This window comes from Geobacillus sp. 47C-IIb (assembly GCF_014679705.1).
Taxonomy (GTDB): domain Bacteria; phylum Bacillota; class Bacilli; order Bacillales; family Anoxybacillaceae; genus Geobacillus; species Geobacillus thermodenitrificans.
This window is the reverse complement of the sequence record NZ_CP061473.1, coordinates 168380-181561: the sequence shown is the minus strand read 5'-3', so window position 1 is coordinate 181561 and position 13182 is coordinate 168380. Positions and strand designations below refer to the sequence as shown.

Sequence of the window (13182 nt, the reverse complement as noted above, 5' to 3'; positions counted from 1 at the left end):
CATCAGCGGTTTCAATGATATCGATTGACATTCATCTCCTACCGCTCGCAACCTACATATTCCTTAAGGAGGCAGCTTTTTGCCGGAACATGATAAAGGAGTTTTTGTTGCATGAACCATATTGAACATATCGCATCGCTCGTTGAAGAAAAACGAATTGTAGACGCCCTCGCTGAAGTGCGGCCACAGTTAGAAAAGGTCGGATTGTTTGGATGGCGGTCACTGTTGGCGTCATGGGACAGCATCGAACCGTTCCGGGCGCTCATCCGGCTGTTTGATTATGCGCTTATGTACCGCCATAGCGGGCTTATCGCCCGCTACGCCCACCGCAAGTTGAACACATTGCAGACGTTGGCTTGGGTGTGTGATGAATGGCTTGAGAACCGCCGGCCACTTGATGTTGAAGAGGCGCTCCTACCGCGCCTTGCCAAAGCGCTTCAAGGCAAGACCGACGAGCCCGACGAAGCAATCGCCCGGGCGGCGTTTACGTTAGTGCGCGCCTTGTTGGATATGCGGCGAGTCGATGAGGCACGTGAATGGATGAATGTGGTCGCCCGTTATGAGACGGTGTCGATCCATGACAAATGGGGCTATTTTTATATCGAAACCGGCGACCGGAAGCGAGCGGAACAAGTGATCCGCTCCGGGCTGGACGACTCGGAGCGCGGCGATATGTGCTATTTGCTTCTGGCTGATCTGTATGCGCTTGATGGCCGTCATCACGAGGCGTTGGCCGTTCTTGAGGAAGGAAGACGGCGTTTCCCGCAAGTGTTGTCGTTTTACGCGGAACGCGTGCGCCGCTTGCGCGATGTGCGCGCCTACCGTGAGGCGCTCGCGGCGATGGAAGAGCTTGACCGCTTGAATCCGCTTCATATGCATCGCCGTTATTTCGCCCATGTGCGCGCAGAACTGTATTATCAGCTAGAGGAATGGGAGAAGCTTGAGTCGTTGGTGAGAGCCGAGCCGAGGCTTGAGAAAACGCCGTACGCCCGCGCGCTTGGGCGGCAAAGGGAGCGGGCGGTCGTGCTGCCGCTTGTTTCAGTTGTTCAAAAGCATAACTATTGTGTGCCGGCGAGTTTAGAAATGATGCTTCGCTTGCTCGGTTCTCCCCGGACGCAAGATGAAGTGGCGGAGCATATTTTTGATGTGCGTGGTTCTAAATTATCAACGACGGTTCATTATTTGGAGAAGCTCGGGTTTGTTTGCCGCTTTTTCATCGGTTCACCACCGCACTGGAAGCGGCTCATTGATGAAGGGATTCCAGTGCTCTTGAGCGTTGATTACGAGCAGTCGTCGCACGTACAAGTGTTGTTTGGCTATGATGAGCGGCTCGGGGCGTTTTACGTGCAAGATCCAAACGTATTCGAACCCTTTGTCGTTCCAGAAGAAGAGCTCGAAAAATGGTACGCCGGGACGCATTATTTGTCGATTGTTGCGCTTCCCCGGGAAAAAGTTGCCCTTGCTGCGGAGCTTCCTATTGAGGAAGACCGTTATTTCCGGGAACTGCATGCCTTTGCGGAAAAGATGGATGAAGATGAACAGGCGTATTTCGATGCGTTTGTTGCTTTTTTGCGCCAGCATGAGCATATTCCGTACACATGGCTATATACGGTCAAACATTTTGGCAGTGATGAGGCGAAGACGCTTGTGCTTGACTATGCTGAGCGGGTTTTGGAACGATATCCCGAGCATAACGATTTATTGCTAGTAACAGCGAAAGCTTATGTTTATATACAAGAAATGGAGCGGGCGGAACAGGCGCTGAAACAGGCAAAAGGAAAAAGGCAAAGCCCGCTGTACCATTACTTGCGCGGACGCATTGCCTTTTTTATGAGCCGCTATGAAGAAGCGGTCCGCCATTTTCGCGCTTCGCTTCAGCTTGATCCGGATCAGCCGGAAGTGTGGAGCTACACGGCGCTCGCTTCGGCATATGCTGGCTATACTGAAAGGGGGCTGGTTTGTTCACGCATCGCTGTCCATTTGCACCCGGGCGATCTGTTTATCGAAACGAACCATGGCTTGTTGTTGTTCCACGCGAAGCGTTTGGCTGAAGCGCGCAAATGGTTTGATCACCTCGTGCGCCGCGAGCGGCGCGACGCTCATCTTTGGTATGAGCGCGCCCGCTGCGATCTGGAGCTTGGCCACCGGCGTAAGGCCGAGCGCGGCTTTCGTGTTGCCAAGGCGCTCGATCCGCGGGAGCCGTACCCGTATGTCATGCTTGCTGACTTGTATGATGACGATGGTAAACGGGAACAGGCGAAAGCAGTGCTCAAAGAAGGGCTCGCGGCCGCGGAACGGTTGGCGCTGCTTTACGTTCGACTCGGCGACGCTTATATGGACGAAGGGGAGGTGGAACAGGCCGCCTCATGCTACGAAAAAGCCATTCGTCACGATGACAACGACGTGTTTGCCCATCTTGGGCTGGCATCTGCCCTGATGGAGCGCGGACACGTTGAAGCGGCGAAACGGCACGTGATGGAACAGCGCACTCGTTTTGCCGATGATAGCGAATATTGGCTAAACGCCGGCAAGTGGCTATTGGTCCATGGGGTTGCCAATGAGGCGGAGGGAAAACAACTGGCGCTCTCATGGCTTGAGAACGGGCTTCGCCTCGCCGAATTTGATATCGAAGAAGTGTATGAGTTTTACATTGACCAGCTGACAACGCCAGCTCTTCGAGAGCGCGGCCGGACGTTTTTGGAACAGCTCATTGCCGCTCGTCCCGGCCTAGCTCCGGCTCATTCGGCCCTCGGTGTCCTTTACGAGCGGCAAAGCCGGCCGTCCAAGGCGATGGCAGTTTATCGAAAAGCCGCTGCCATGGGCCATCCGCTTTCATTATACCGGTTGGCGGAGCTGTGCAGCGCCCTCGGCCGCTACGAAGAGGCAAAACAGCATTATGAATCGTGTTTGGATGCCGATCCGTCGTTTGCCCTTTGCCATTTTCGTCTGGCCGCGCTATACGAGATGGAAGGAAATGAAGAGCAGCAGCACGCGCATTTGCTTGAGGCGGTCCGGCTTGCCCCGCTGCGTGCAGATATCGAATCGTTAGCGGCGCTCCTCGAGCCATCTGCGTTGCTTCAAGCGTTAGCCGATGCCCGCCGTCTGGCCGGGGATGTATGGTATTATGACAGCCTCGGGTATGTATACGGGGCGCTTGGGCGCGAAGATCAAGAAAAGATGGCCGTCGAGAAAGCACTTGCCCTTGAGCCGGATCACCGTGAAGCGCTTCGCCATTACGCGAATGTGCTTCACCAAGAAGGCCGTACGAAAGAGGCGATCGAGTTATTCGAACGATTGATGATGCACCATCCTGACGATGAATCGTTGTATTCGGCATATGTCGCTCTTTTTCCGAAAACCATGCGCGGTTTAGGAAAGCTTCGCCATCGGTTGGAGCGGCTAACCATCGATCGTCAAGAAAAAAGTGTTGTTTATCGAAATGCGGCCGCCGCTCTCCTTCCGTATTTGGAAGGAGAGCGGAACAAAAACGAGGCGGGGGCGCGCTGGTGGACAAAAGCGAAACAATGGGTTGGAAGAGTTTCTGTGCTTTCGATCGCCATGGATTTGTATGAGGAAGCGATCCATCTCGACCGCGGCCATCACGAAGCCTATGGGCAGCTCGCCCGCCTTTATGCGGCTGCCGAGCTGGAGGGCGATGCTGTCAAAATGTGGCGCAAAGCGCTTGCTAACGTTTGGGATCCTTCGTTGGCGCGTGAATTTGTAGAATATTTATTGGCGGCTGATGACGTTCGAAAACGGCAAGAAGCACAGTCATGGCTTGATCGATTGCTCACGGACGAACCGGATGATTTGGAATTGCTCACATGGCAGGCGGTTATTTGGCTCAAGAGCGGACAACAGGAGAAAGCCGAGCGGCAATTGCAGGTGATCGTTGCTGAGGAGCCGCTTGCTCGCGAAGCATTTATGTTGCTTAGCGAACAATATATGGAGACCGGCCGCTACGCTGAAGCGGCAGCGCTTTGGGAGCATTGCGCCCATTGGTATGCTGAAGATACAGAATGGCACCTGCAGTTGGCCGCTATTTACGAGGAAATGGGGCATCTCAATCAGGCGCTTGCGACCATTGAACGGCATGCTCATGTGTCGGAAGATATCCGCCTTCGTTACGAGCGCGCTCGCTATCTTTCACTTCTTGGGCGTTTCGATGAGGCGAAGCAAGAGCTCGATGCCGTGTGGGCGGCCGATGAGAGTGGAGAGTTTGCTGCGTTAGCGGCTGAGGAGCCGGCGTTTCATCGAATGAAACAAATGTGATGGATCATTGCTTTTCTTTTAAAAGAAAGTTTGGTATTGTTATGAGAAGAAGAGAATCGTCAGGCGGAAAGGAGGGGAATGCATGGAAGCGCCGATCGAGCTGCTTTGGTACATGTCACTTGTTGGTGTGCTGTTTGTCATCGTTAAAGGCTATATGGGCATACACCGGGTGACGAAATCGTTATCTTACGAATCGGCATGGACTACGGTTCGCGAGTATCGGGCAGGAGCAGCTACGGGTTTCGTTGCGCTTCCATCACGTCCGCTGTTTTTGCCGCAGCGACGGAAAATCCCCATTCGCGAACGGACGAACCGGACCGATGAGGATGGAAGGCCCTTTTCTTGATGAAACGACATGATTTTTTGACATGATCAAGGAGGGCTTTTCATGAAAAAATGGTTAGTAGTGTTGCTTAGTGTTGCCTTGCTTCTTTCTGGCTGCAGCTCGAATGAACCGATCGACGAACATAGCCAAGGGATTTGGAATCATTACTTTGTCTATCCGATGTCCAAGCTGTTGTTGACGTTTGGCCATTGGTTTGGCGACAACTACGGCATTGCCATTATCGTGTTGACGCTCATTGTCCGTTTTTGTTTGCTGCCGCTTATTTTGAAGCAGTTCCGCACCTCGATTGCTATGCAAAAGCTGCGCCCGGAACTGTTGAAACTGCAAGAAAAATATAAAAGCAAAGACCCAGAAACACAACGCAAGCTCCAGCAAGAGATGGTTCAACTGTACCAAAAGCATGGGATCAATCCGGCGAGCGGTTGCCTGCCGGTACTTATCCAAATGCCGATTTTTATGGCGCTTTATTATGCGATTTCGCGGACGCAGGAAATCAAAACCCATTCGTTCTTATGGGTCGAACTCGGCCACCGCGATCCGTATTTCATTTTGCCGATTTTGGCGGCATTGACGACATTTCTCTCGCTTCGCCTGTCGCCATCCATGACTGAAGAACAAATGCCGCAAATGGCAATGATGTCCTACATCATGCCAGTGATGATTTTTATCGGTGCTAGCTCCGTTCCGTCGGCGCTGTCACTCTATTGGGTTGTCGGCGGCTGCTTCTCGATCATCCAATCGCTTATGTTGCGCAGCCAGCTGAAAGCAGCCAAAACGGCAGAAAACAGCTAACGACAATGAAATGAAACGATCCTCCGCTTCGCTTTTCGGATGAAAAGGGAAAGGAGGATCGTTTTTTATTTTTCTAGTTGCAGGCCCATCATACGCGCAGTTGGGCTCTCAGGCAAGAAAACGCTTTTACTGTTGTGATATAATATAGAAAACGCTAAAAAGGACGCGGCCGAGATGGAAACATCGCAACGAAGCCGTATCTCTTCCTGTCTAAAATATTCACATTTGGAAAGGAAAAGAGAATAGAATTTTTCAAAAACTAGACATGTTCAACTCAGAGCAAGAGGCGCTCCGTTCGGGAGATTCCGTTTGCTCGGATGTTGACTGCTTGGATACAGGAGAAGAAAAAAAGGGGGAGTGATGCAAAATGGGGAAAGCACTGATTAACATCGACTACACCGTTGATTTCATTGCCGATGACGGTGCGCTCACATGCGGGAAGCCGGGACAAGTGATTGAGGACGAGCTTGTGCGGGTAACGAAACAGTTTATTGACCATGGCGACTTTGTCGTTTTTGCCATTGACAAGCATACGGAAGAAGACCATTATCATCCGGAGACAAAGCTGTTTCCGCCGCATAATATCGAGGGGACGAAAGGACGGAAGCTGTATGGGGAGCTAGAGACGTTGTACCAAGCGAATAAGCATAAGAAGAATGTGTATTGGATGGATAAAATGCGCTACAGCGCGTTCGCCGGAACCGACTTAGAGCTGAAGTTGCGCGAGAGAGGCATCACGGAAGTGCATTTGGTCGGGTGCTGCACCGATATTTGCGTCCTTCATACGGCGGTTGATGCATACAACAAAGGATTTCGCATCGTCGTTTATCGGCGGGCGGTCGCGAGCTTTGATGCGGCCGGGCACGAGTGGGCGCTTCGGCATTTTCACCATGCGCTAGGCGCAGAAATAGTGGAATAATGGTCGAAACATGGTAGAATAGACCGTGGACATTCTTTTTCATCCGGTGGCGTGTTCATTTGGTTGTTGGAGGTTGCAAAAATGGGTGGAACATATGCAGACGACAGTTTGATGCTCCATACGGACTTATATCAAATTAATATGGTTGAAACATATTGGGAAGACGGGATACACGAGCGCCGGGCCGTGTTTGAGGTGTTTTTTCGCAAGTTGCCGTTTGGCAACGGCTATGCCGTCTTTGCCGGGCTTGAGCGCGTGATACAGTTTTTGCAAGGATTCCGTTTTTCCGACAGTGATATCAATTATTTGCGCAATGAGCTTGGTTACCGCGACGATTTTTTGGACTATTTGCGGACGCTTCGCTTTACTGGTACGGTTCGTTCGATGAAGGAAGGAGAAATCGTCTTTGCCAACGAGCCAATTATGCGCATTGAAGCACCGCTTGCGGAGGCGCAGCTCATTGAAACAGCCATTTTAAACATCATCAATTTCCAGACGCTCATCGCTACGAAAGCGTCGCGCATTAAGCATATTCTCGGGGACGAACCAGCATTGGAGTTTGGCAGCCGCCGGGCGCAGGAGATGGACGCTGCTCTTTGGGGTGCGCGCGCGGCGTATATCGGCGGGATTGAAGCGACATCGAACGTGCGGGCCGGGAAGCTGTTTGGCATTCCAGTCGCCGGGACGCACGCTCATTCCATGATTCAAGCGTATCAAGACGAATACGTAGCATTTTACAAATATGCACGCCGCCATAAAGACTGCGTATTTCTTGTTGATACGTACGATACGTTAAAATCCGGGGTGCCGAACGCCATTCGCGTCGCTAAAGAGCTTGGTGATAAGATCAATTTCATCGGCATTCGCATTGACAGCGGCGATTTGGCTTATTTATCAAAAGAAGCGCGGAAAATGCTTGATGAGGCTGGGTTCCCGAACGCGAAAATTTTTGCTTCGAACGATTTGGATGAAGATACGATTTTAAACTTGAAATCGCAAGGGGCGAAAATCGACGTGTGGGGGATCGGCACGAAGCTGATCACGGCATACGACCAGCCGGCGTTAGGTGCGGTATATAAAATCGTAGCGATTGAAAACGAAGCCGGTGAGATGGTCGATACGATCAAAATCAGCGGCAATCCAGAAAAAGTGACGACGCCGGGGCTAAAGCGGGTGTATCGCATCGTCAATAAAATCAATCATAAAGCAGAGGGCGATTACATTGCCTTAGAAAGCGAAAACCCGCAGCAAGAAGAGCGGCTGAAAATGTTCCATCCGGTGTACACATTCATCAGCAAATTCGTCACGAATTTTGAAGCGCGCGACTTGCATGAAACGATTTTTGACAACGGCAAACTCGTTTACACATCGCCGCCGCTTCCGGACATTCAGGCATATGCGAAGGAGAGTTTACGTTTATTTTGGGAGGAATACAAACGAACGCTCAACCCGGAGCAATATCCCGTCGATTTGAGCCAAGCGTGCTGGGACAATAAGATGGAAAACATTCGTAAAGTAAAAGAAAAGATTGGGCACTCATCTGCAAACGAGTAAGCAACCACACCAGTTTCAAAGCTGTCAAAATAGAACAAGGTGTATGCTTACATAGTGCCAGGAGTGGAACGTGCCGACAACAAAGCGTTTGGCTGTCACTAGAACAAGCCCCGAGCTGAAAATAGCTAAGGTGAAAGGGTTGTCAAGGAAAAAAGTGTCCCGCGTTGAAGCGGGGCACTTTTCCACATCACGGCTGTGTTTTTTGAGCTTTCAGCTGCTTGTCCAGTTCGTCAACGAGCTTAGCGAAATGACGCAAGACACGCTCGACTGGTTCGGAGCTTGTCATATCGACACCAGCTCGCTTGAGCAGGCGAAGCGGATCGTCTGACGTGCCGGATCGCAAAAACTGTTTGTACCGCTTCAACGCCTCGCCGCTTTTGTCGGCTTTGATGTCACTGACGATGGCATATGAGGCGGCGAGGGAGGTCGCATATTTGTATACATAAAACGCGTCATAAAAATGGGGGATGCGCAGCCAGCCGCGTGCGGCTCCCGGATCGGCGGCGTATGCCGGACCGTAATACGTTTTCAGCAACTCCAGCCAAAGATGGTTGAGTTCATCTGCCGTCAAGCTGCCGCCTTGACGCACTTTATCATGGATCACCCGTTCAAATTCAGAATACATCACTTGCGTGTACAACGTGCCGCGAATTTGCTCGATCTGTTCGATGAGCAGGCGGAACTTTTCCTCTTTTGTTTTCGCTTGTTTGTACAAATAATCAAGCATCAGCCATTCATTGGCAGTGGATGCCACTTCTGCGGTGAAAATCGAATGGCCGGAATAATGGTACGGCTGTGTGCGGTTCGTGTACACGGAATGCATGGCGTGCCCGAGCTCATGTGCCATCGTCAACACGCTGTCAAGCGATCCGTTGTAATTAAGCAAGATGAACGGATGGGTGTCATACGCTCCCGTATTGTAGCCGCCGGTATATTTTTTTGGGCGCGGGTAAACATCAAGCCATCGTTCCGTAAACGCTCGGTGTACATGCTCGATATAGTCGTCACCAAGCGGTCGGAGCCCTTCCAATAAGAGGGTTTTTGCCGTCTCCACAGGGATGGATTCCTCTGTTTTACCAGCGAGCGGCACATATAAGTCGTAGCTATGGACACGGTCGAGGCCGAGCGCCTGTTTTCGCAACTCAATATAACGATGAAGCGTTGGCAAGTGGCGATGGACGGCAGTGATCAAGTTGTCAAACACTTTCTTTGGCACATCGTCAGCAGCGAGTGCAGCGTCTAGGCCGGATGGATAGCGGCGAATTTCGGCATACAGCTCATCCGCTTTAACGGATGCGTATAGCGTCGCTGCAGCCGTCTGTTCAAGCGCCTCGTAGCTTTTGGCTTTTGCTTCAAACGCGGCTTTCCGGTAACGGCGGTCCGGATGCTGAAGGAGGGTGGCATAGTTATGATCCGTCAGTGTCACTGTTTTTCCGTCCGGCATGCGGACAGACGGCGGCTCGTAATCGCCGCGAGAAGCGTGGTCGTAAATGTTTTCCGCTTCGCCAAGAGCCGGCGCCAGTTTGGCGAGCAGTCGTTCCTCACGTTTTGTGAGCGTATGCGGCTTTTGTTCGCGCAGTTCGGTGAAGTAATAGCGATAGGCCTTGAGCGGCTTGCTGTTTTGGAGCTTTTTGAGCGTCTGCTCCGGAAGGGCGAGCAGCTCCGGCTCGATAAATGCGGTCTTTTCCGCATATTGAGTGGCGAGCGCTTTCACTTTTGCCTCAAGCTGGGCGGCTGTTTTGTCTTTAATGTTGAGGTCGCGTTTTAAATGGGCATAAAGCGACAGTTTTTCAAGCTTGCGGGCCGTTTGTTCATTCAAGGCGAACAGCTTGGCGATCGTTTTGGCATCGTTAAGTTTTCCTTCAAAGGCTGCCAGTTTCGGTAAAGCGTTGTTTACCGCTTGATAGTCGCGCATCCATTCCGCTTCGGACGGATAAATGTCGGCTAAATTCCATTCGTATGCCGTGTCAGCGGCCGACGTTGGCCATGGAATGGCCAAAAGAAGCATCGCCAACAGCGAGACGAGCCGGCGCTTCATATGATCACGTCCTTTCCGTTTTTTTCCTCTCGTCTGTAGTATGTGCAAACAGGAACGTTTTAGCCAAAAAAGAAGAAAGGAAGAGGATGATGGAACGAGTTCAGTTAGCGGACAACTTGTCTTTTTCCCGCGTCATTTACGGCTGCTGGCGGCTCGCCGACTGGGGCTATTCGGCCAGGCAGCTGCTTTCATTAATTGAGTTTTGCCTTGAGCGTGGCATCACCACATTTGACCATGCCGATATTTATGGCAACTACACGTGCGAATCACGTTTTGGCGATGCGCTGACATTAAAACCAAGTTTGCGCAGTCAGATTGAGATCGTGACGAAATGCGGCATTAAGCTGCCATCGAAGTATGGGATGAAATTGTACGATACAAGCAAAGATCATATCATCGCCTCGGTCGAGCAATCGCTGCGGAATTTTCGTACCGATTATATCGATGTCTTGCTCATCCATCGCCCGGATCCGTTCATGAATCCGGAAGAGGTGGCTGAGGCGTTTTGCCAGCTAAAGGCAGACGGAAAAGTGCGTTATTTCGGCGTCTCGAACTTTAAGCGTTCACAGCTTTCAATGCTCGAGTCGTATTTACCATTTCCGCTCGTTACCAATCAAATTGAAGTATCAGCGTACCGGCTGGAAAATCTTGAAGACGGCACGGTTGATCTTTGCTTGGAGAAGCGAATGCCGCCAATGGTCTGGTCGCCGCTCGCCGGTGGAGCGATCTTTTCCGCTGATGATGACCGAGCGGTGCGGTTGCGCGATACCTTGGAACAAGTGCGGGGTGAGCTCGGCGCCGAGACGATCGATGAAGTGCTGTACGCGTGGCTTTTCGCCCATCCGGCGCGGATGATGCCGATTGTCGGCTCAGGGAAACAAGAACGAATCGAGCGGGCGGTGCGAGCATTATCTTTCTCGTTGTCCCGTGAGCAATGGTTCGCCATTTTGCAAAGTTCGATGGGGCATGATGTACCGTAAGGAGAGAAGTCAATGAAAGTCATTATTGCAGAAAAACCAGATCAAGGGGCAACACTCGCCTCCATTTTTCGCACGAAAAAACGGCAAGGTTATATCGAAATTTTGCCAAACGACTTGTTTCCGGACGGAGCGTACATGACATGGGCGATCGGCCATCTTTGCCAGCTTGCGCCGCCTGAGCGGTATCGCTCGGAATGGAAGCGGTGGACGTTGAAGGCGCTGCCCATCATTCCAGAACGATTTGAATACGAAGTGGAAAAAGCGAAAGCAAAGCAGTTCAAAGTCGTGAAAGAACTGCTGCGGAAGCCGGAAGTGAAGGAAATCATTCATGCCGGCGACGCCGGGCGTGAAGGGGAGCTCATTGTACGCAACATCATCCGCCTGAGCGGCGTCAATAAACCGATGAAGCGGCTTTGGCTGTCGTCATTGACCCCGAAAGCGATTGAAGAAGGGTTTCGCCGCTTGCTCGACGAGCGAACGACGCGTCCATTGTATGAGGAAGCGTACGCCCGCGCCTGCGCGGATTGGCTCGTCGGCATGAACGCTTCACGAGCCTACAGCCTGTTGCTTAAGGAGCGGGGGATGAACGATGTGTTCTCCGTTGGGCGCGTGCAAACGCCGACATTGGCCTTAATTGTCCGGCGTGAGCGGGAAATTGAACAGTTTCGCCCTGAGCCGTTTTGGGAAGTGGTCGCTTCGTTTGTCATCGGCGATAAGCAGTATGAAGGAAAATGGATAGATGAAAACGGGCAAACGCGTCTCAAGGACGAAGCGATGGCAAAAAACATCGCCGCTTTCTGTCGGGGGAAGCAGGCGGTAGTCGCCGACGTCCGTACGGATCGGAAAACGTTCCAACCGCCGCTGTTGTTCAACCTGTCGACACTGCAGGCGACAGCGAACAAACTCTATCGCTTTTCCCCCAAAAAAACGCTCGATGTGTTGCAGTCGCTCTATCAAAAAGGAATCGTCTCGTATCCACGCTCTGATTCGATGCATGTGACCAGGGGAGAGGCGGAAACGTTCCCGGCTATTTTACAAAAGCTGTCGGCGTTTTCAGCGTACGCTTCGTATTTTCCGCTGCCGCAGCCTTCGATTTTACATAACAAACGTTATGTAAATGAAAAGAAAGTGACTGACCATTATGCCATCATTCCGACCGAACAAGTCGTTGACCCAGAAAAGCTGTCGGCCGATGAGCGGAAAGTGTATGATTTGATCGTCCGCCGACTCATCGCCGCCCATCACCAGGCGGCGGTTATCGATTATACAACGGTGGCGACGCTTGTTGATGGACGTGCTCGTTTCATCACAAAAGGAAGACAAGTCATTGAGGAAGGATGGCGCGCTGTCATTCGCCCACATGAGGAGGAAAAGGAAACGGTGCTTCCGCTACTCTGCCAAGGTGAAGCCGGCGAAGTGGCGGACATCCAAGTAAAAGAAGGAAAAACGGAACCTCCGAAACGGTATACGGAAGGGCAACTCATTACGCTCATGAAAACAGCCGGGAAGTTTTTAGATGATGAAGCGCTTGAAAAAGTGCTCGCCAAAACGGAAGGGCTCGGCACAGAGGCGACAAGGGCGGCGATCATTACGATGCTGAAAGAGCGGAAGTATATCGAGGTGAAAAACAACCTTGTGTATGCGACGGACAAGGCCAAAGTATTGATCGAGGCGCTCGGTGGCACGATTCTCGCTTCACCGGAAATGACGGCAAAATGGGAACAGCGTTTAAGCGAAATTGGTGAAGGAGCGGCCTCCTCCGCCGCGTTTATGGAACAGGCGAAAAAGCTGGCGCAAAAAGTGGTTGCTGATGCCATCGCCGCTGCGCCAAGCTGGAATTTCAGCGGGCTTGACACCGCTTCGATCCAGCGGACGAAAACGAAAAAAACGGTTGGTGAACCGCTCGGGCGCTGTCCGCTTTGCGGCGGAACCGTCGTTGACAAAGGAACGTTATACGGCTGTGACCAATATGTGAAAACGAGCTGCTCGTTTACGGTCTCAAAACGTATTCTCGGCAAGTCGATTTCGGCGGCGAATATGAAAAAGCTGCTTGCGAAGGGCAAAACGAATGTCATCAAAGGATTCAAAAAAGGTGGAAAAACGTTTGACGCTGTCCTAGTGTGGGATGAAAACGATAAGAAGCTGTCATTTCAGTTTCCGAAACGGTGACGGAAGGCAGATAAAGCATGCTGCTTGTGAAAAAGCGTTTCGCAAAAAGGCGGGCCGTGAACGGCCTGCTTTTTTTCATTTTTGAATCCGCTCGCTAACCAGCCGAGGGTGT

At 51.7% G+C, this 13182-nt stretch carries 8 protein-coding genes; 7 read left to right on the top strand and 1 reads right to left on the bottom strand.

Annotated elements, in window-relative coordinates; genetic code table 11:
- Positions 1-111: 111 nt before the first annotated feature.
- The 5 genes from IC804_RS00940 to IC804_RS00920 all read left to right on the top strand — a co-directional run bounded on the left by IC804_RS00940 (position 112) and on the right by IC804_RS00920 (position 7883).
- Positions 112-4272, top strand: a complete 4161-nt coding sequence (locus IC804_RS00940) for a tetratricopeptide repeat protein (protein ID WP_011887487.1) — start codon at positions 112-114, stop codon at positions 4270-4272.
- Positions 4273-4354: 82 nt separating this feature from the next.
- Positions 4355-4618: a hypothetical protein gene (locus IC804_RS00935; RefSeq protein WP_008880136.1), complete on the top strand. Its 264-nt coding sequence runs from the start codon at positions 4355-4357 to the stop codon at positions 4616-4618.
- 42 nt (positions 4619-4660) lie between these two features.
- Positions 4661-5410, top strand: a complete 750-nt coding sequence (gene yidC, locus IC804_RS00930) for a membrane protein insertase YidC (protein WP_008880137.1) — start codon at positions 4661-4663, stop codon at positions 5408-5410.
- 367 nt (positions 5411-5777) lie between these two features.
- Positions 5778-6329, top strand: coding sequence for a cysteine hydrolase family protein (locus IC804_RS00925; RefSeq protein WP_081157146.1), 552 nt, complete (start codon positions 5778-5780; stop codon positions 6327-6329).
- 81 nt (positions 6330-6410) lie between these two features.
- Positions 6411-7883, top strand: coding sequence for a nicotinate phosphoribosyltransferase (locus tag IC804_RS00920; RefSeq protein ID WP_008880139.1), 1473 nt, complete (start codon positions 6411-6413; stop codon positions 7881-7883).
- A 187-nt stretch (positions 7884-8070) separates the two neighbouring features.
- On the opposite strand, the gene pepF is transcribed toward IC804_RS00920, so the two are convergent.
- On the bottom strand, positions 8071-9921 hold the full coding sequence (gene pepF, locus IC804_RS00915; protein ID WP_011887484.1) for an oligoendopeptidase F: 1851 nt from the start codon (positions 9919-9921) through the stop codon (positions 8071-8073).
- 89 nt (positions 9922-10010) lie between these two features.
- Here pepF and IC804_RS00910 point away from each other — a divergent pair, with 89 nt between their 5' ends.
- Both IC804_RS00910 and IC804_RS00905 read left to right on the top strand, forming a co-directional pair.
- Positions 10011-10901: an aldo/keto reductase gene (locus tag IC804_RS00910; protein ID WP_035499299.1), complete on the top strand. Its 891-nt coding sequence runs from the start codon at positions 10011-10013 to the stop codon at positions 10899-10901.
- 12 nt (positions 10902-10913) lie between these two features.
- Positions 10914-13070, top strand: a complete 2157-nt coding sequence (locus IC804_RS00905; RefSeq protein WP_008880142.1) for a DNA topoisomerase III — start codon at positions 10914-10916, stop codon at positions 13068-13070.
- Positions 13071-13182: the final 112 nt, after the last annotated feature.